25 protein-coding genes are annotated in these 17,328 nt (G+C 40.0%); 5 read left to right on the top strand and 20 right to left on the bottom strand.

Annotated features, from left to right (window positions below; translation table 11 throughout):
- Nucleotides 1-21: 21 nt before the first annotated feature.
- Nucleotides 22-471 carry a nucleoside-diphosphate kinase gene (gene ndk, locus VB691_RS05275; RefSeq protein ID WP_323290434.1) on the bottom strand — a complete coding sequence of 150 codons (450 nt, stop codon included), beginning with the start codon at nt 469-471 and terminating at the stop codon, nt 22-24.
- Between ndk and VB691_RS05270 the strand changes: the two genes are divergently transcribed.
- A complete protein-coding gene (locus VB691_RS05270) occupies nt 452-754 on the top strand; it encodes a hypothetical protein (protein WP_323290435.1) in 303 nt (100 codons plus the stop codon). The genes ndk and VB691_RS05270 overlap by 20 nt on opposite strands.
- Nucleotides 755-1,061: 307 nt before the next feature.
- On the opposite strand, the gene VB691_RS05265 is transcribed toward VB691_RS05270, so the two are convergent.
- A complete protein-coding gene (locus tag VB691_RS05265; protein WP_323290417.1) occupies nt 1,062-2,096 on the bottom strand; it encodes a spondin domain-containing protein in 1,035 nt (344 codons plus the stop codon).
- Nucleotides 2,097-2,218: 122 nt separating this feature from the next.
- Here VB691_RS05265 and VB691_RS05260 point away from each other — a divergent pair, with 122 nt between their 5' ends.
- The 3 genes from VB691_RS05260 (at nt 2,219) to VB691_RS05255 (ending at nt 4,466) form a co-directional block, all read left to right on the top strand.
- On the top strand, nt 2,219-2,902 hold the full coding sequence (locus tag VB691_RS05260) for a CHRD domain-containing protein (RefSeq protein ID WP_323290416.1): 684 nt from the start codon (nt 2,219-2,221) through the stop codon (nt 2,900-2,902).
- Between the two features lie 253 nt (nt 2,903-3,155).
- Nucleotides 3,156-3,272 carry a PEP-CTERM sorting domain-containing protein gene (locus VB691_RS25805; protein ID WP_416244727.1) on the top strand — a complete coding sequence of 39 codons (117 nt, stop codon included), beginning with the start codon at nt 3,156-3,158 and terminating at the stop codon, nt 3,270-3,272.
- A 327-nt stretch (nt 3,273-3,599) separates the two neighbouring features.
- Nucleotides 3,600-4,466, top strand: a complete 867-nt coding sequence (locus VB691_RS05255; RefSeq protein ID WP_323290415.1) for a shikimate dehydrogenase — start codon at nt 3,600-3,602, stop codon at nt 4,464-4,466.
- Nucleotides 4,467-4,474: 8 nt separating this feature from the next.
- On the opposite strand, the gene VB691_RS05250 is transcribed toward VB691_RS05255, so the two are convergent.
- Entirely contained in the window at nt 4,475-5,392 is a 918-nt protein-coding gene (locus tag VB691_RS05250) for a histone deacetylase (protein WP_323290414.1), read from the bottom strand.
- A gap of 42 nt (nt 5,393-5,434) precedes the next feature.
- Between VB691_RS05250 and VB691_RS05245 the strand changes: the two genes are divergently transcribed.
- On the top strand, nt 5,435-5,644 hold the full coding sequence (locus VB691_RS05245) for a type II toxin-antitoxin system HicB family antitoxin (protein WP_323290413.1): 210 nt from the start codon (nt 5,435-5,437) through the stop codon (nt 5,642-5,644).
- A 73-nt stretch (nt 5,645-5,717) separates the two neighbouring features.
- Here the strand turns inward: VB691_RS05245 and VB691_RS05240 are convergent, their stop codons facing one another.
- The 17 genes from VB691_RS05240 to nifN form a co-directional block, all read right to left on the bottom strand.
- Nucleotides 5,718-5,969 (bottom strand): hypothetical protein, encoded by a 252-nt coding sequence (locus VB691_RS05240; protein WP_323290412.1) that lies wholly within the window; start codon nt 5,967-5,969, stop codon nt 5,718-5,720.
- A 25-nt stretch (nt 5,970-5,994) separates the two neighbouring features.
- Nucleotides 5,995-6,471: a hypothetical protein gene (locus VB691_RS05235; protein ID WP_323290411.1), complete on the bottom strand. Its 477-nt coding sequence runs from the start codon at nt 6,469-6,471 to the stop codon at nt 5,995-5,997.
- A gap of 150 nt (nt 6,472-6,621) precedes the next feature.
- Nucleotides 6,622-6,912 (bottom strand): ferredoxin III, nif-specific, encoded by a 291-nt coding sequence (gene fdxB / locus VB691_RS05230; protein WP_323290410.1) that lies wholly within the window; start codon nt 6,910-6,912, stop codon nt 6,622-6,624.
- A gap of 16 nt (nt 6,913-6,928) precedes the next feature.
- Nucleotides 6,929-8,884: a molybdate ABC transporter permease subunit gene (gene modB, locus VB691_RS05225; RefSeq protein ID WP_323290409.1), complete on the bottom strand. Its 1,956-nt coding sequence runs from the start codon at nt 8,882-8,884 to the stop codon at nt 6,929-6,931.
- Nucleotides 8,885-9,000: 116 nt separating this feature from the next.
- Nucleotides 9,001-9,252 carry a FeoA family protein gene (locus tag VB691_RS05220; RefSeq protein WP_323290408.1) on the bottom strand — a complete coding sequence of 84 codons (252 nt, stop codon included), beginning with the start codon at nt 9,250-9,252 and terminating at the stop codon, nt 9,001-9,003.
- Nucleotides 9,253-10,719: a nucleoside recognition domain-containing protein gene (locus VB691_RS05215; protein ID WP_323290407.1), complete on the bottom strand. Its 1,467-nt coding sequence runs from the start codon at nt 10,717-10,719 to the stop codon at nt 9,253-9,255. It abuts the gene before it with no gap.
- Nucleotides 10,685-11,311, bottom strand: coding sequence for a FeoB small GTPase domain-containing protein (locus VB691_RS05210; protein ID WP_323290406.1), 627 nt, complete (start codon nt 11,309-11,311; stop codon nt 10,685-10,687). Before VB691_RS05210 ends, VB691_RS05215 begins: the two co-directional genes overlap by 35 nt.
- Nucleotides 11,312-11,528: 217 nt before the next feature.
- Nucleotides 11,529-11,882 carry a hypothetical protein gene (locus tag VB691_RS05205; protein WP_323290405.1) on the bottom strand — a complete coding sequence of 118 codons (354 nt, stop codon included), beginning with the start codon at nt 11,880-11,882 and terminating at the stop codon, nt 11,529-11,531.
- A gap of 4 nt (nt 11,883-11,886) precedes the next feature.
- Nucleotides 11,887-12,252, bottom strand: a complete 366-nt coding sequence (locus VB691_RS05200) for a hypothetical protein (RefSeq protein ID WP_323290404.1) — start codon at nt 12,250-12,252, stop codon at nt 11,887-11,889.
- A gap of 147 nt (nt 12,253-12,399) precedes the next feature.
- Nucleotides 12,400-12,714 (bottom strand): 2Fe-2S iron-sulfur cluster-binding protein, encoded by a 315-nt coding sequence (locus VB691_RS05195; protein WP_323290403.1) that lies wholly within the window; start codon nt 12,712-12,714, stop codon nt 12,400-12,402.
- 98 nt (nt 12,715-12,812) lie between these two features.
- Nucleotides 12,813-13,172, bottom strand: a complete 360-nt coding sequence (locus VB691_RS05190; protein WP_323290402.1) for an iron-sulfur cluster assembly accessory protein — start codon at nt 13,170-13,172, stop codon at nt 12,813-12,815.
- A gap of 45 nt (nt 13,173-13,217) precedes the next feature.
- Nucleotides 13,218-14,087, bottom strand: a complete 870-nt coding sequence (locus VB691_RS05185; protein ID WP_323290401.1) for a HesA/MoeB/ThiF family protein — start codon at nt 14,085-14,087, stop codon at nt 13,218-13,220.
- Between the two features lie 5 nt (nt 14,088-14,092).
- A complete protein-coding gene (gene nifW / locus VB691_RS05180; protein WP_323290400.1) occupies nt 14,093-14,440 on the bottom strand; it encodes a nitrogenase-stabilizing/protective protein NifW in 348 nt (115 codons plus the stop codon).
- Nucleotides 14,437-14,673 (bottom strand): CCE_0567 family metalloprotein, encoded by a 237-nt coding sequence (locus VB691_RS05175; RefSeq protein WP_323290399.1) that lies wholly within the window; start codon nt 14,671-14,673, stop codon nt 14,437-14,439. Before VB691_RS05175 ends, nifW begins: the two co-directional genes overlap by 4 nt.
- Nucleotides 14,674-14,754: 81 nt before the next feature.
- Entirely contained in the window at nt 14,755-15,231 is a 477-nt protein-coding gene (locus VB691_RS05170) for a NifX-associated nitrogen fixation protein (RefSeq protein ID WP_323290398.1), read from the bottom strand.
- A 162-nt stretch (nt 15,232-15,393) separates the two neighbouring features.
- Entirely contained in the window at nt 15,394-15,795 is a 402-nt protein-coding gene (gene nifX, locus VB691_RS05165; protein WP_323290397.1) for a nitrogen fixation protein NifX, read from the bottom strand.
- Between the two features lie 60 nt (nt 15,796-15,855).
- The gene (nifN, locus tag VB691_RS05160; protein ID WP_323290396.1) at nt 15,856-17,220 is read right to left on the bottom strand and encodes a nitrogenase iron-molybdenum cofactor biosynthesis protein NifN; all 1,365 of its coding nucleotides are present in this window, start codon (nt 17,218-17,220) and stop codon (nt 15,856-15,858) included.
- Nucleotides 17,221-17,328 lie beyond the last annotated feature (108 nt).

The following is a 17,328-nucleotide window of genomic DNA, read 5'->3' as shown; positions in this document are numbered from 1 at the left end:
AGTTGAAGAAAATTGAATTTTTTATTCGTATAGCCAAGGGGTGATCGTCGGTTGCCAACTGGCTAGTTCTTTCTCATTAAACCATAAACTAATCTCCCGTTGGGCGGTTTCAATGGCATCAGAACCATGAATTAAATTCCGTCCAATACTCACCCCATAATCTCCCCGAATCGTTCCTGGGGCGGCTGATAAGGGATTAGTTGCGCCAATGACATTCCTGGCCGCCGCAACGACTCCATCTCCTTCCCATACCATAGCAACAACGGGGGAAGAACCAATAAATTCAACTAAACCGCTAAAAAAAGGACGTTCTTTGTGAACGTCATAATGTTCCTCGGCTAATTCTTTAGAGACTTGCATCAGCTTGAGTCCGACTAAAGTAAATCCTTTGGTTTCAAAACGACGAATGACTTCACCAACCAGTCCCCGTTGTACTCCATCGGGTTTAACCATGATAAATGTACGTTCCAAAGCGAACTCCTTTTTGCTGTTGACAAACCAGGTTGACACTCCACTGCCGTTCATGCGAGTGGATTCTTGGTTCAACGAGTCCACTTACCATAAAATAATTGCTTATTTTATACCAGAGGTGGTTCTCTCCCCAAGCTTTTACTTCATTGCAGAAGTCGATTCCGGTATGCCCTACCGTATCGTTCAAAACCTAAAATATTGGCTTATCTGGTACTTGAGCCAGTCCGGTCTTGGCGGTTTCCGTCGAGGAGGAACTGGCGTGGTGCATAAACATTTTACCTAATGGTGCTTTTCCCATTAGAACCCTATCTGTTAAGTTTTCAAGGCTTCGGCCGTGAGCTCAGCCGAACGGTGCGTTCATCCTTCGATGACTGGGTTTTTAAAGCGGTTGATTACCCTGCCCGCTATCCTTAATATCATACACCATATAAAGCCGTCCTAAAAGGCTTGCACTGAGCTTGCCGAAGTGACGGGGAACCTTAAACCCAATTTTTCGGTAAATTATATACCTAACCTGCATTATTCAGCAATTGATCAAAACTTGATTGTAAAAATCTTCGTGAATAATGCAGGTTAAGCTTTATTTATTGTTATGCTTTTGTACTATTATTCTTACGCAGGCGTTGTCTCACTAATAACAAACCACCGAAAGCAAATAGTCCAGCTGTAGCACCGGGTTCTGGTACTGAAACTGCCTCTTCAGGGGGTTGATCTGGTACCACAGAGATAGTCACTCGTGCAACCCCGTTGGGATACAAAGCTGTGTTGTTAAAATTAAGGTTAGCAAAGTCAAAGTCGTCTGGTCGATTGAGAAAGTCAGCAAAGGGGATAATCGGATCAGCTACATTTGTCACGACCCCGTTTTGATCTGCTCCTTGATTAGGGCCAGTTTGTCCGGGGGGTAGTCCTGGGAACAATGCATTTCCTGCCGAGGTAGAAAAGTCATTAACTTCTGTACCAGCATCATTTACTGTGTTCGTTTCACCGATGAAAAATGAAATCGTCGTCTCCGTACCATTGAGCAATGATAAAAGATTGTGGGTGGTAGGGCCACCATTAAATACTAAGTAGTCACTACTAGGTAAAAGCATTGAAGCGTAGGAGAAGTATTGGTTAGAGCTATCTGTTGCAATATCATAAAAGGACTCCGAGACAGTTGCTCCTGGTGCAATGGGACCAGATCCTACTAATCCGTCTTTACGGGTTCCCACTTGGGTTGATGGGACTGTAGCACTAACACGGGTCCCTCCACTAGTGTCTATATAGGTGAGATTATTAAGGAAGTCTGCGGAGAGTAGGGTTGCATCCCCATCTTCAGCAATGCTTTTTATTCCAGGTTGTGCGGGTCGCCCACCATCGTAGCTGTCAAAACTACCATCGTGAAAACCCACCCACACTGGTGTCAACTGGATGCCACCTGTTGGCGCAAGATTTTCTACTTCCACTTTGAGTGTCAATGCTGTGGCCGTTGATGCGGTTGCTAGTACCGAACCGAAAGCAAGTATCGAAGATAAGATTTTTTTGTTTTTCAACATGATGATAATTGAAGTATCCAAGATACTCTTGTTAGTTGTGCCAACCATAATATAGTGAAAATCTGATAGCTTGTCACGAAAAATTATCAATTTTTCCTGACAATGATGAGAGGGTTAGTTAAAAAATAAATATTAGGTATAACATTTTCTTAAGTTTCTTATTTTGTTGTAGCGATACACTGAATAGTGAAGGGTATTGCAAATATTTTCTCATGAATAAAACACTAATTAGTGCTGTCACGTTGATGGCCGGTCTTGGTTTGGCTACCTCTGCTCAAGCGGCTCAAATGTCCTTTAATGCTGAACTTAACGGCGATAAAGTTGTTAATGGGATGGGAATGAGTACCCCATCAGGATCATTGGGAACAGGTTTCGCAACCCTTGAATTAAATGAGGCAATGGATGAATTAGCCTATTCATTAACATTGAATGGTTTAGGTTTAATAGATCAAATGGGAACCGTCACTAAGATTCATTTTCATACAGGATTTCCGAATCAAAGAAGTCCCTTTCATGTGTTAAATATTTATGGGCCAGCAGATGATGCACATGCTGTATTTTCAAATCTTACTGCTACTTCTGTGACTGTTGATGGTATTTGGACTGATGCTGATTTTTGTGTGAGTCCTCCGACTGCAACTGGAGGCCCTCAAACTTGTGAAGGGAATAATGATACCACTAAGAGATTATCAGATTATGTCGATGACTTAATCGCGGGTGGAATCTATATTAACATTCACACTACAGATCCTACTTTTGGTTTTGGAGAAATCAGAGGAAATATTGAGGTAGCAACACCAGAAGAAGCAACTACTGTACCAGAGCCAGGAACCATTTTAGGTTTAGTAACCGTTGTAGGATTAGCGGGTTTTGGTTCCCGTAAAAAGAAGGCTTAATTTATCCTTATTTTTACCTAAAATTTAGCTCCCTAACCAATTAATTAACTTTATTTTTGACCCCCTAATTGGGGGCTTGATGCTGTTAACCAAGCCCGCTAAATCTTTTTTAGGTTTAGCGGGCTTTAGTTCCCGTAAAAAGAAGGCTTAATTTATCCTGATTTTTACCTAAAATTTAGCTCCCTAACCAATTAATTAACTTTATTTTTGACCCCCTAATTGGGGACTTGATGCTGTTAACCAAACCCGCTAAATCTTTTTTAGTGTAGAACTAGATTTTTATACGGCCAAAGTTCCTGAGCCTAACAATCTTTTTGGCATCATTGTAACCCTAGGATTAGCTACCCTAAAACTCAAGAAAAAATCATAGCTATAATTTTCACCCTATCGACCTCATATTTATCCAAAATCAGGTTAAGATAGACCTATTAATCTGGAGATGTTTTATAGAGCGTCTCTACAGATTTTGACGGATTTTGAAGCAGAAAAGCCATAGGCGAAAAAAATTTGAGTAGGCTGATTATAAGTGCCTAAACAAAATTAATTGCACGGTGGGCATTGCCCAGTGAAAGGATAAAACTCCTATCCAGAGGTTATTGTGGGCAATGCCCACCCTACGGTTTTTGTGTAATTAATTTTGTGTGCTGATTATATTAGGTTAAAATAAAGGATGATCTCTTAAAAATGAATCTTCTTTATGCAGACAATTACTGGAAAAACTAAGCTTCTCGGTATTATTGGCGATCCTGTTGAACATTCTTTATCCCCTGTGATGCAAAATGCAGCAATTAGTCAATTAGGTGTTGATTATATTTATATTCCTTTCCCTATCAAACAGCAAAATTTAGCTACAGCTTTGGCTGGATTTGCTACTATTGGAGTCCAGGGATTTAATGTTACAATTCCCCATAAACAAGCGATTTTACCTTTGCTATCAGAAATCACCACAACTGCTAAATTAGTCGGAGCAGTTAATACTGTTTGGTACACAGAAAAAGGATGGAAAGGAACAAATACTGATGTCATTGGCTTTTTATCTCCTTTAAAATCTTTGGCTAGAAATTGGTCAAATATTGTGCCTGTAATTTTAGGAAATGGAGGCGCAGCAAGAGCGGTTTTAGTTGGATTATCAGAACTAGGATGCCCTAAAATTAGGGTAGTAGGAAGGGATCAAGATAAGTTAAGACAATTTCAACAAAGTTGGTCTAATAGTGAGCTTAATGCTTCAATTGATGTGTATTCTTGGGATAAATTACCAGGGATATTATCAGAAACAGAATTGTTAGTTAATACGACTCCTATTGGGATGTTTCCTCATAATAATTATTCTCCCATTGAGAGTAATTTATGGGAAAAAATGCCATTAAATGCGATTGCTTACGATCTTATTTATATTCCTAGTCCCACCCAATTTCTCAAAGAAGCACAAGAACAAGGTTTAATGATTATTGATGGATTAGATATGTTAGTTTATCAAGGAGCAGCAGCTTTAGAATTATGGTTACAACAACCAGTTCCTGCTAAGATTATGAGTCAAGCTTTAAAACAATATTTAGGTTTATAGTTAATAACTTATAACCGATAAAATTGATAAACATCTTTGGCGGCTCTATGTAATAAAGAATGTCGATAAACTAAGGATTTGATTTCTTTAGCATAGCCTCCCCCAATGACACTGGCAACGGGATAACCTGCAGCAACACAAATACTTAATACCTGCATTTCTCGGCGATAAATTCCCGTATCTGTTAAAGATAATTTCCCTAAACGATCATTAACATGGGTATCAACTCCCGCATCATATAACACTAAATCTGGTTTAAATTGTGACAGTAAATCTGGTAAATATTGGGATAAAATTTGTAAATAACCATCATCATCTAAACCTTCTGGTAAGGGAACATCGAGATCACTTTGTTGTTTTTTAGCAGGAAAATTAACATCACAGTGCATCGAAAAAGTAAAGACGTTAGGATCATCTTTAAAAATCCAAGCGGTCCCATCTCCTTGATGAACATCAAGATCGACAATAAGAACCTTTTTGACTAAGTTTAATTGTTGTAAAACACGGGCTGCGATCGCTAAATCATTAAAGATACAAAACCCCGAACCGTAAGTAGGAAAAGCATGATGGGTTCCCCCTGCGGTATTACAAGCTAAGCCAAACTTTAAAGCTAATTTGGCGGTTAAAATAGTCCCACCGACAGCGATACAGGTTCGTTTAGCGAATGCCTCACTCCAAGGTAAACCAATGCGTCTTTGGGCTTTATTATCTAGGGTTCCTTGACAGTAAGCTGTGACATAATCAGGGGTATGAACTAATTCTAATAATGCTGATTCGGGAAAGTCTGGTATATAAATATTTTCTGGTTTAACAATATTATCACTTAATAATAATTCATAGAGTAAGCGAAACTTTTCCATCGGAAAACGATGGCCATCAGGTAACGGTACAACATATTGAGGATGATAAACAATGGGGAGATTCATAGTTTATAATTGTTATTTAAAGGCTATATAAGGGAAAATAAAATGAAATTTCAAGTAATTTTTACGTTAGATTCAGAATATCATGGTTATGTTGCAGAAGTTCATTCGCTTCCCGGTTGTGTCAGTCAAGGTAAAACAATGGATGAAGCTATTATTAATATTAAAGATGCTATTCAAGGATACCTTTATGTTCAAGAAAAGCACAGAAACTCTAGTTTTCATACAGTTGATGAGTTTTTGAGTTATAAATAAATTATTGATCAAGAATAATCCTCGCTAACAATATAACGAGGACTATCACACAATTAACCGTGAAAATAAAGGCTTAAGTATTAGGAGAAACTTCGGGATATAACCCTAATTCTTTAGCTAATTGACGAGCAACATGAATCAAAAACTTAGCCCCATCAGGGTTATTTTCATGGGCCATCATCGTTGCTACTTGCATCAAAGACTTAATAAAACCAGCATCGATTAATTCTGTGTTAGAACTCAAAACATCAGGCTCAGAGCCATTGGGACAACGAATCAATTCATCAATAAGATTAAAATATTGTTCTTGACGAGGCTGTGTCATGATTTTTCCTCAGATAGCAAATAAATTAGTCATCATCCTCATCGGAATCTTTGGTTAATACTTCAAAAACCGTTGTGGCACAAGATTCCCGATGTTCATCAATCGTTTTCACTCTTTCTGTAATCAATTTTGCTGCTTCTACCTGACCCAATTTTGCCAAAATAAAGCCTTGAGACGCATAAGCATTAAGATACAGTCGAATGGACGATTCATTTTGACGCTGGACTAAAATGGGTTTAAGTTGCTCCCATTCTAGCGGTAAGTTTTCGGTTTCCTGGATAATTCTTAAGACTTTTTTCGCAATCTTGAGAGCAATTTCGGGTTTATTCTTATAAAAAAAGAAGCGATAAGCCCCAATCAAAACATCTAGATTATTTCCGTCTTTCTCTAACGCTTGATTAATATATTGTTCAGATAAAACAGTATTTTGCCAATTATCTGTAGCCAAAATTAATAATTGTTTAACATCTTCTGAGACATCGTACCAAGAAAGTTGGTTCATGATGGTGTGGAGAGAAATAATTACGAATGACGTTTACTGAATTTCGACTTCGCTCAATTGTCCAGAAGCAATGCACTGAGCGAAGTCGAAGTGCTGACTTGAAAAAGGGGGAGGTTGCGCCGAAGCGCAACCCCAACCAACAGATCAGACTTACGCAGGTAAAGGAGCGTGAGTATAGCAGTTTTTGGGGCAGATGCGGGCGCAAGCTTCACAACCAATACAATTAACTTGATTGATTACAGCCATTACTTTGCGCTCGATTTCATCGTCATCTTCATCAACGAATTCACCGTCTTCGTTAAGGGCTAACAAAGATAACACATTCTGACCACAGACTTTGAAACAACGTCCGCAACCGAGACAGGTATCTTTATTGATAGACTGAACGAATTTAGGAATCCAGTCGAGTTTACCGAAGGTAAGACCAGTTAAACTTGCCATAAGTGTTCTCCGTTGTTTAGGATGGACGTTGATTGGACTGATCATGGCTAGTCATTCTAGGAGAGTGACTAACTTGGTATCCAAGGGGATTTGAGCCGCTTGAATTCTGTAGGAGCATGAGGCGCAGGGGGTGAAGTTGTATCCGCCAAGGAAGGGGAAGCTCTTTTAGGGCATTCCACTTATTTTTAAACACTTCGACTTGTAGGTGATAGTCGAAAGGGCTAGTCGGGGCGGAATTTAACTTCAGGTATAAAGTCATCCGATGTTGGGTTTCACTGGTAGTCGTTAACCAACAAGGGAAAATATTGTCGCTGTAGCCATCTGTTGAGCCTTTAAGCTCAGGAAACAGCAATTGATGGGCGCGGATGCCAATATGGGCTAAATTTGGGGGAATCGGTTCATCAATTTTGAGGGTACATCCCCAGTCAAGGGCCGTAATTTCATTGGCAGCAATAGGAAGGGCGCGGGAGAAATTCTTACAACCCGTGAGTTGGGCCACTCTAAAGTAATGGGGATAGTCAAAAACCGCTTGTTTTGGCCCTTGGATCAAAATGTTACCCTCTTCCATAATTAAGAGGTTGGGACAAAGCCGATAGGCTTCTTCTAGGTTATGACTAACAAAGAGGGTAACGCCTGGATAACGGGTTAAACTCAGTCTGAGCAGCTTTTCCAATTGATCCCGTAAATAGGTGTCTAGGGCGGAAAATGGCTCATCTAGCAGCAATATATCCGGTTCACTGGCCAATGCTCTGGCTAGGGCTACCCTTTGCTGTTGTCCCCCTGATAATTCCTGGGGATAGCGATCGCCTAATTCCTTCAACTGTACCGCAATTAGTTGTTTTTCTACCCGTTGACGAATGGCCCTAGATGAGAGGCCTTTCGGTAGGCCAAAGGCGATATTTTGGGCCACGGTGAGATGGGGAAACAGGGCATAATTTTGGAATAAAAACCCAATTCGGCGATCGCAACTTGGTAAATTAATACCCCGTTGGGAGTCAAATAATACCCGGCCGTTTAAGACAATGCGGCCCTGATCAGGGGTTTCTAAGCCAGCGATACAGCGTAAAATCATGCTTTTTCCGGCCCCTGATGCCCCTAACAGCCCTAGGGGTAATTGCTCGGTTGTAAAGGAGACATTAAGCAAAAAATTGGGGAATTGCTTTTTAATGTCCACGATCAATTCAACGGAAGCTTGGGGGACAGCAGGGCGAGAATTTTCCCAGGTTAAGGGAACAACCGGAGGATCAACCGTTAATAAGGTTTCATCGACTAGGGTAGGTTGTCCCTCTTTCGTCTTGATCTTAACCCGTCGGCGGGGAGGGTTTTCTGTCCAATAGTTAACGGCGATCACTGTACCTAGGGAGACAACTAAAATGACTGTCACCCAGAGTAACGCTTGAGCCATGGCCCCACTTTCTGCGGCAAAAAAGATGGCAATGGGGATGGTTTGGGTTTTCCCTGGGATACTCCCCGCTAACATGAGGGTTGCGCCGAATTCTCCCAAGGCACGGGCAAAGGCTAAAAGTCCCCCCGCAATTAACCCAGGTTTGGCTAAAGGTAGCAAAATTCGCCAAAATACTCGCCATTCTGAGGCACCAAGGGTTCTGGCACTGGCTAAGAGGTTGCGATCAATTTGACGAAATGCCCCCAAAGCGGTTTTGTACATCAAAGGAAAGGCGACAACGGTGGCCGCAATAACGGCAGCATACCAAGTAAAAATTACCGTTACATCAAACATTCCTAAGAGTTTTCCCAAGGGGCCATGTTTGCCTAATAGTAATAACAAAAAGAAGCCGACAACCGTTGGGGGAAGTACCAAAGGTGAGGTAAAAATTCCATCAATTAAGCTTTTCCCCTTTCCTTGATATTTAAACATCCACCAAGCGGCGATCGCCCCCACAAAAAAGGCGATCACTGTAGCCATAGCGGCGGTTTTTAAGGAAATCCAAACGGGGGAAAAATCGAGGGTCATTTTACTTCCTTCAAGGTAATGAGAACCAACTATTTAAGGCTGAACATCATTATCACCTGAGTCCTCCTATTTCATGATCTAGTCTATCACAATTAACGCTAAATTTCAAGGATCAATCACCTAGTTTTTCTAACGTAAATTGCCTTAGCAATTGACCTATCTAATGCGATTCTTGTCCCTCCAACTTTAACCACATAAGAAGGAAAACGCTGTTCTAATGTGATAGAAAGTCCAGGCATAATACCCATAGCAATTAATTTTCTGAGCAGATCTTCATCATTTTTACGAAACTGAGTAATGATCCCCTTTTCTTTTTCTTTCATCAAATTGAGAGCGAAAGATTCTACGGTAAAACTTTGAGTAAACATTTAAGGATTAACCTCCAAAATTAGTAACAATTGATTGAGTAAATAACCCATAGAAAAGGCAAACACTGTCACGAAGGTAGTAATCATAATTGTCTTTTTAATTCCCTGTTCTTTCAGCATAAATTTAACTTGAGAAAAACAAGGAATAAACAGGGTCAATATAACTGCTGCCACCACCAATTGTCGTCCCATTAAGATGCCAGAATGATGTAAATCAAACATTCCTGCCGCCCCATAATCACGGCGAAAAAATCCATAAAGAAAGACAATAGATGCTTGAGGAGGCAACCCCAGACTAATCATAATAGGTTCTAATATTTTAGTTAATAAGGTTAATAAACCCGTTAACTTTCCTATCCAAATTAGAACAGAACCTAAGATAAATAGAGGTATAACTTCACTCAAATACCAGCGAACACGGCTATAAGTTTTAGTCAAAATTGAGCGAGTATTGGGCAACCTTAAGGGAGGAATTTCCATATAAAAATAAGAAAGACTTCCTGGCAATGCTTTAGACATTAATAGCCCGACAACAGCAAAAATCAAAGTAATGACACCACCCCAGATAAAAAGGGCAGTAGTATCTTGAGAAAGCAAGCCAACAATTACCCCTAATTGGGCCGAACAAGGAATAACTAAAGCGAGGAGCAAAGAAACAATAAATCGTTCTCTTTTACTTTCAATGGTACGAGTAACTAAGCTTCCCACACTACCACAACCCAAACCTAAAATTAAGGGAATAATAGAGCGGCCAGACAGACCAATAATTTTAAATAAATGATCGACTAATAAAGAAATTCTAGGCAAATATCCACTATCTTCTAGGAGAGTAAACATTAAAAAGAAAGTGGTAACAATCGGCAAAATAATTGCAATTGAATAGCGAATTCCTAGGGTAAGTATTCCATAATCATTGGCCACTAAATCCTGTAACACAGTCCAAGGTAATAATTGAGCCGTGATCAAGTTAATAAAAGGATTGATTTTCTCAAGGAATAAATTATCTAAATTCCTTGCTAAAATCCCAGAGCCAAAACCACCAACTAATTGATAAATTCCGAGATAATGAATGATAAATAATAGGGGAAATCCGGTAATCGGATTAACGGTTAACTGATGAAAAAATTCCTCACTTTCCGTTGACTTTTTCTTAATTTTAACAATAGCAGATTCCTCAAGCTTTCGAGCAGCTTGATGACGAGTTTTAGCAATCACCAAGATCAAAGGATCACTAAATTGAGACTGCACAGAATTAACTGCAGTTTCAATGGCTTCAAAACTGGTTTCTTGCTCCCGTACTTTTCTCCAAAGTAAGGGATCTTTTTGGAGGAGTAAAAGAGCTAAACAACGCCGAGAAATTAAAGGCTGAATAGCTGCTTTAATCACGTTTTTATCGGAGGTAAGAAGGCACTCGATTTTAGTAATTCCTTCTTCAATAGCTGTAGGATAGCGCAGGTTGGTGGTCATAATTAGCCATCTTAGCTGTTAAACTTTGAATGCCTCGTTTTTGAGCAGCAGACAGGGTAACAACTGGGATACCAAGAGAGGCTTCTAACTGCTTTTCATTAACCCAAATCCCTAATTTTTCAGCTTCATCAACCATGTTAACAGCTAATATAACTGGGATTTGAGTTTCCATCAGTTGAAAGGTAAGGCTTAACATTCTATTGAGGTTTTTAGCATCAATAACATGAATTGCTACATCAAGATTATCTTGAAATAATAATTCCCTAGAAAACCTTTCTTCTTCTGTCATTGGCGTTAAGGAATACATTCCTGGTGTATCAATAATTGTGACAGGTTTTCCCTCAATTATTGTCTGACTTCGAGACACTTCTACTGTCGTACCAGGATAGTTAGAAACGGTGGTATAAGTCCCTGTTAAAACACTAAATAACAGGCTTTTTCCCACATTAGGAGAACCCACCAGGGCAAAGGTTGCTTGAGAGGGAATCTTTGGGGATTCTTTTCTCAAATTTGGTGGCAAAAACTTTTGCCAGTAACTATTTGATTGAGTGGTGGTATTTTGGCAAGTATCAGGACATTTATTGCATTTCATAGGTCGAGAAAATTACCTTAATATCAGTGTAATTTTTTTACGATTTATAAACAGTAACTAGAGCTACATAATCCTAAAAATATTTGATTTTTTTACTAAAAAAATAAGCCCTATATTGGCTTATCATACTTGCCTTTTTCAAACATCATCTAACTGGGTGATATTATTTTAAATAATTGTATAATTTTACATTAAATATCAAATTATTGTCGAGATATTAATCTAAATTAGTTTCAATTTTAGTAGAAATCCAATATAATTCTAGCCAAAGACGAGGATTTTCCTGTTGGAGACGAGAAAGAGGATCACGAATTAATCGTTTAGCATTGAGAAAAACGACTTCAACTAATCCTAAATTTTCAGCAATTTTTTTTAATTCTTTTTGATAGAAAACAATTTCCTTCCCGGCCCTACCTGCATAATAAACTCCCAAATAATGGTAGGGCTGAGAAACTGGATTAAGATAACCATCAATGATAGTAAGATAACAGTCATTCAATAAAGAGGCAAGCTCAGGGTAAGAATGACTAATAATATTACGATACTCTTGGACTAACTGTTCACTAATCACAGCCTTAATTCTTCCCCTTTACGTTATAAGATAGATCGGAAAATAGAGAAGCCTTAATACAATAATGTTTGATTTTGGTACATTTCTTGAGAAAGATACCATGATGACTAATACAATCTTCAACTGGAGAATTAGAAAATTGTAAAGCCACCTCATCAACGGGACAATTTTCATTAATTTTCGGACAAAACTTAGGCTTAAGACAAGACAGTTTAACCGTTTTATGATTCTTTTTAGACAACTCCATTTCTTGCCCAAAAAGAAACTCACTATAATCAGCCACATTGTCCAACCCAAGGATATTAAGAAGAATTTCCCCCATCATCCAAAAAGTTGTTTTGAAGATAAATGTTTTCCACTTTAAATTCATCGGATACATCAGCCAAACCTCTTGGGTTATGTTGTAGAATGAGAGACATAGAATCATTCCTCGGCACACTTCAATTAGAGATAGGAAGCCGTAGCAATAGCTACGACTTCCCCAGCAGATGGATGAGGAGAGAAAACCAAGAATAATCTAGGCCAAATAGGCTTCTTGGTAAGTTTTGATTGTGCAATCAGAACGGGGATAAGAAACACAGAGAAGAGCGAATCCTTTCTCCATTTGTTCATCATCCAAAAAACTTTGATCCTCTTGATCAATTTCCCCTTCAACGATTCTACCAACACAGCTAGAACAAGCACCAGAACGGCAAGAAGATGGAAGTTCTATGCCTTCTTCTTCAGCAGCATCAAAGATATAGGTATCTTCAGGAACTGTGATGGTAACATCTACTTCGGGGGGCTGATTTTTTTTGCCTTTGATCAAACGAACTTGATAGGTTGCAGTCATGATGTGTTCTCCTTCAGATAGGAACGTGAACCAGTGATTAATTAATCATTAAGGGCTTCAAAAAATGAAGTAAAATGACTAACTAATCAAAGCCTTTTTTAGCTACAGGGGGTAGCTTGGCCGCCGCAATTTGCTGTAGAGAAAGATTTGCCGCAGCCACAAGTTTCAGTTGCATTAGGATTCGTAAAGGTGAATCCACTTTGCGTTAAACTATCAACAAAATCGATGACAATACCATCTAACAAAGACACACTTTGCGGGTCAACATAGATAGGTACATTATTTTGGTCAAAACGTAAATCTTCTGCATTCGGTTGGCTGACCAAATTTAACGCATATTCGTGGCCATTACAACCACCATCTTTAACACCAACACGAATACCTGTGATTTTGCTTGACTCTCCGGTAAAGAAAGTTTGAAGCCGAAAAGCCGCTTTTTCTGTAAGAGTGACAGTCATGGTTTTTGGGGGGTAGGGGTGAGGGAGTGAGGGAGTGAGGAGAGCTTACTTCTGACTGGCTACTGAATTTCGACTTCGCTCAATTGCCGCGAAGTCGAAGTGCTGCCCACTGAGGGAAGTCGAAGTGCTGGCTGTTGCCTGTTCCCTAGCAACATAATTAGCTAACCGTTGTCGGGTAAAATTACCACAAACGGGACAGTTAGGATCATGGTAGGGACGGCGTTTGGCGAAGGTTGCAGTTCCTAAATCCATAGTCAAGAGTTGACCCGTTAAGGGTTCTCCTAGACCAGTCAAAAGCTTAATACCTTCCAAAGCCGCTAAACAGGCTAAACTACCGGAAACTGCGCCTAAAACCCCAAATCCCCAGCGATCCCAATCAGGTTTTTCCGGGAAAATGCAAGATAAACAAGGAGTTTCCCCAGGAATAATCGTGGTTAAGTACGCATCCATGCCACTCATGGCCGCTTCTACCATGGGAACCCCCCAACGAACACAAGCAGCATTCAGGAGATCCCGTTCTTTGAAGTCAAAGGCGCAGTCAAAGGCAATATCAGCCTGTTGTACTAAAGCATCTACGTTTTCAGGGGTGACGAAATCATGAACCGCCTCAATGTAAATCTCAGGGTTGATGTTTAAGAGGGTTTCCTTGGCTTTAAAGACCCTAGGTTGACCCACCCAACTATTGGTCATCAAAATCTGACGGTTGAGGTCATCAAGGCGTAAATCACCCCCACGAACCAGAATAATTTTACCAACCCCTGCCACGGCTAAGTATAGCGCAACAGTTCCACCGAGGCCACCTACCCCTGTAACGACAGCAGTAGAGTCCTTGAGGCGTTTTTGTCCTTCCTCACCAAAACCGGGAAGTTGTATTTGTCGGGAATAACGTTCTAATTCAGTAGGGGTGAATTCCATGATAGTTACTTAGTTTCGGCTTCTTTGGCTAAATCTTCCAGTAAGACTACATTTTTTTTGGTGTCTTTGAAGACTTTAAATAGTTTAGTTTCTAGGGGACTAGAGGTTTTAAATAGTTCATAGGCTTCTTCAAAAGCTGCCTTATATTTCTCTAATCTTTCACTTTCACTGAGATCTGGGAAGGCTTCATCAACTGCGGTGATAAGCAAAGAGAACTGCTTAAGGATATGGAGGCGATTAACGTTAACAAAAGTAGGGTCATAGCTAATACCAAAAAAGTCTAGGAAGTCTTCAGCATCTTTGAGTTTAGTAAACTCAGCTAAGGTTTTTGGAGTATCAGCACCAATGGTCATTTTAGGGTTTCCTCCCAGATGATAAGTTGTTTTTTCAGTTGATCAAGCTCACGAAAAATATCGTAAGTTCTTTGGGCTGCGTCTAGCAGGGTTTCGTAATCAGTGGGGAGTCCTTCTGCTAGATCATGCAAATCCATTTTCATTTGTCCGGCGGTTGAATTGAGTTTACGAACCTTCTTTCTCAGTTCTTCAACTGCTTCCGGCGTAGGTTGAATTTCAGTTGTTACTGTCATCTTTTTACCTCAATTAAACTGTCAGACATTTCATCATAAAACTTGTTGCTTTTTGGTGGGCATTGCCCACCAAAGGTTTTGTTAAAGTCTGGCAACTTCGGGAAATTTTTGGACTAATTCAATACCCGAATTAGCTAGTTTTTCTCCTTGTTCTTTTAAGTCTTCTAAGGAGTTAAAACCAAAGCGATGAGCATCTCTAAGAGAACGGGAAACTACCATTAATTTACCGCCCCAAACTAAGGCCCAGCCAAACCCTTCATGATTTAAGTCAACCACAACTTGACATAAACATTCGGTTTGTTTTTCGATCAGAGCAGCAACACCCCGATAGAAACACATAATTCTTAATTTAGTGGTTGGATCGATATCACCTTCTAGGGTTATTTCCCGTCTTTTCTTCTTAGGAATAACAAAGGGAGCAAGCACTAATTCATCTGTCCATAAGCGATACACTCCATAGTGATCGTAGGCGCGGATTTGCTGCACTAATTCCTTTAGGAAAGGACTATCTGCAACTAAGATAGGGGTTGTTTCGGCGTTACTTGTTGTTGTTGTCATAATAGCAATTACAGAGAGAACATTTCCGTTATCAATGAACAATTTGAAGTTTTTTTTGTCAAATTGTTCATTGAATCGAGGGATTAAAGATAATGATTAATTTCTTCAAAGTGATCAGTAAAAAGTTTACTTATTCCTTCTTACTTCTCACTTATTACTTATTTACTCATCATCTTCAAAACTGGTGGGGTTCGCTTCTTGTTGTAACACTTTGCGTAACCAAGGAGGAGGATTTCCTTTTAAAGTTTTGACTAATTCTGCCAAAATTTCGTCAATTTTTTCTGTTTCAGAACGGGCCTTAATTGGGGTAACATTTTTGCGAATTAAACGGGCGGCAGCAGTACCACCGATGGCAGAAACATAGAGTAATGTACAACCATTTAGGGCCTCTAATTTCGGCTCTAATTTATCTTCGTTACCATCTTCTTTTAAGTCTCCACCAAACTCTAAAGTATTGACAAAATTAAAGCCATTTGGTGAAACATCATAGAGATCAATTTTGCTGGCCCAACCAAAGTGGGCATTGATATGAACATTGTCACTGGTCGTAAATGCAACTTTCATGGTTTTCCTCTCAGATGAATAATATGAAACAAGGGGAAACTTGTGTGATTTGAACCCGCTTTAATGAAGCGTAGCGGGGCTATGTTTGGCTTCTTCTTCCATCAGAATATTGCCTACATCAAATAAAAATTGCATGGTGCCACGATACCCAACTAAACAGCGTTGTCCTAACCCCAATTTATCATAAATGGGATAACCCATGCGATATAAAGGGGCTTGAAGACGCTTAGAAAGGGCTGTTCCGTGAGAATTCGTAATAATTAAATCCGAACCTGCGGCCAAATCTTCTAAATCTGCTAAGTCACCAATGGTCACATTATCAATCGGTAAACTCTCCAAAATCGGGGATTTTGTTGTGGTAACAGCCCCTTGAACTTTGGCCCCCATTTCCGTTAGTAACCAAGCCGTTTGGTAGAGTAAATCTGGTTCTAAAGCTAAGCAAACTTTTTTGCCCCCAAAATAAAAATGGGTGTCCAGAATTACATCCTGTAACTGACGGCGTTGACGTTGTAAATTGGTGGGAATATTAGGAACTAGGGGAAAATGATGATCGCAACGAGAGGTTAAAATCTGGGATAACCGCCATAAGAAAGCATCTACCGCATCTAAACCTGCTAAACGGGGGAATACCTCATATTTCGTGCCAAAACGTCCCTCTAAAATTTGGGCAGATTTCCGCATACTTTCCCCGATCGCCAGGGTTAAACAAGACCGATTTAACTGCTTTAATTGAGTAATGGTGGTTCCCCCCGTCGTCACCGTATGAGGGTTGTCTTCTAAATGACCATCAAGGGAACGGGATAAGTCAGGAATCATCACAGGGGTTAAATCAAAAGCCTCTACAATGGACTTAAGTTCCTCTACATCCCCAGGAGACAGGTGAGAACTACACAACACCGTAACCTGCGGTTTCATGGACACTGTAGGGGGTTCATCACTGGCAAAGGGGCCATAATCTGTGGCCACAATGCTTTCTATAGCGGCAGTGTAACCATCTTGCAATGAACCTTTATAATCAGGGGTTGAGACGGAAATAATCGGTAAAGAGTTTAATTCTGGGTGCTTTTCTCTGATGATTTTGAGGATACGGCCCATATCATCCCCTCTCGTCTCCGTTAACCCAGTGGTTAACAAGCCGATGACTTGGGGTTTATATTTTTCAACAATGGTTAAAATTGCTTGTTCAACGTGATCTTCTCCCCCTAAAATGGTGCTAACTTCTGTCATGGCAGTAGTTGACAGGGGTATGGACTCACGGAAATGGCGCACTAACACCACTTTAGCAAAGGCTGTGCAACCTTGCGCCCCATGAAACAGAGGCATCATTCCTTTTAACCCTAAAAACGCTAAGGCCGCGCCTAAAGGTTGACTCATTTTTAAGGGGTTAACTGATAGAGACTTTTGGGGATTTAAAACTGTAGTCATTGACCTTCCTCCTGCTTTTTATTGTTGGGTTTTGGGGGTTAGGGGTTAGGGGTTAGGGGTTAGGGGTTAGGGTTAATGGGAAAACTTTCTCCTCACTTCCTAACTTCC

The organism is Crocosphaera sp. XPORK-15E (assembly GCF_034931425.1).
Classification (GTDB): domain Bacteria; phylum Cyanobacteriota; class Cyanobacteriia; order Cyanobacteriales; family Microcystaceae; genus UHCC-0190.
Note: the sequence above shows the minus strand (reverse complement) of the source record. Positions and strands in the feature narration are given on the sequence as shown.

Excerpts from the sequence above, each read along its gene's own strand:
- VB691_RS05210 (WP_323290406.1), bottom strand. The coding sequence starts at position 11,311 with ATGAAATGCAATAAATGTCCTGATACTTGCCAAAATACCACCACTCAA.
- VB691_RS05250 (WP_323290414.1), bottom strand. The coding sequence starts at position 5,392 with ATGAATCTCCCCATTGTTTATCATCCTCAATATGTTGTACCGTTACCT.
- VB691_RS05215 (WP_323290407.1), bottom strand. The coding sequence starts at position 10,719 with ATGACCACCAACCTGCGCTATCCTACAGCTATTGAAGAAGGAATTACT.
- VB691_RS05240 (WP_323290412.1), bottom strand. The coding sequence starts at position 5,969 with ATGACACAGCCTCGTCAAGAACAATATTTTAATCTTATTGATGAATTG.
- VB691_RS05270 (WP_323290435.1), top strand. The coding sequence starts at position 452 with ATGATAAATGTACGTTCCAAAGCGAACTCCTTTTTGCTGTTGACAAAC.
- modB (WP_323290409.1), bottom strand. The coding sequence starts at position 8,884 with ATGACCCTCGATTTTTCCCCCGTTTGGATTTCCTTAAAAACCGCCGCT.
- VB691_RS05255 (WP_323290415.1), top strand. The coding sequence starts at position 3,600 with ATGCAGACAATTACTGGAAAAACTAAGCTTCTCGGTATTATTGGCGAT.
- nifW (WP_323290400.1), bottom strand. The coding sequence starts at position 14,440 with ATGACCATTGGTGCTGATACTCCAAAAACCTTAGCTGAGTTTACTAAA.
- VB691_RS05170 (WP_323290398.1), bottom strand. The coding sequence starts at position 15,231 with ATGACAACAACAACAAGTAACGCCGAAACAACCCCTATCTTAGTTGCA.
- VB691_RS05245 (WP_323290413.1), top strand. The coding sequence starts at position 5,435 with ATGAAATTTCAAGTAATTTTTACGTTAGATTCAGAATATCATGGTTAT.
- VB691_RS05220 (WP_323290408.1), bottom strand. The coding sequence starts at position 9,252 with ATGTTTACTCAAAGTTTTACCGTAGAATCTTTCGCTCTCAATTTGATG.
- VB691_RS05195 (WP_323290403.1), bottom strand. The coding sequence starts at position 12,714 with ATGACTGCAACCTATCAAGTTCGTTTGATCAAAGGCAAAAAAAATCAG.
- VB691_RS05200 (WP_323290404.1), bottom strand. The coding sequence starts at position 12,252 with ATGAATTTAAAGTGGAAAACATTTATCTTCAAAACAACTTTTTGGATG.
- VB691_RS05260 (WP_323290416.1), top strand. The coding sequence starts at position 2,219 with ATGAATAAAACACTAATTAGTGCTGTCACGTTGATGGCCGGTCTTGGT.
- VB691_RS05185 (WP_323290401.1), bottom strand. The coding sequence starts at position 14,087 with ATGGAATTCACCCCTACTGAATTAGAACGTTATTCCCGACAAATACAA.
- VB691_RS05235 (WP_323290411.1), bottom strand. The coding sequence starts at position 6,471 with ATGAACCAACTTTCTTGGTACGATGTCTCAGAAGATGTTAAACAATTA.
- VB691_RS05190 (WP_323290402.1), bottom strand. The coding sequence starts at position 13,172 with ATGACTGTCACTCTTACAGAAAAAGCGGCTTTTCGGCTTCAAACTTTC.
- VB691_RS05175 (WP_323290399.1), bottom strand. The coding sequence starts at position 14,673 with ATGACAGTAACAACTGAAATTCAACCTACGCCGGAAGCAGTTGAAGAA.
- fdxB (WP_323290410.1), bottom strand. The coding sequence starts at position 6,912 with ATGGCAAGTTTAACTGGTCTTACCTTCGGTAAACTCGACTGGATTCCT.
- nifN (WP_323290396.1), bottom strand. The coding sequence starts at position 17,220 with ATGACTACAGTTTTAAATCCCCAAAAGTCTCTATCAGTTAACCCCTTA.
- nifX (WP_323290397.1), bottom strand. The coding sequence starts at position 15,795 with ATGAAAGTTGCATTTACGACCAGTGACAATGTTCATATCAATGCCCAC.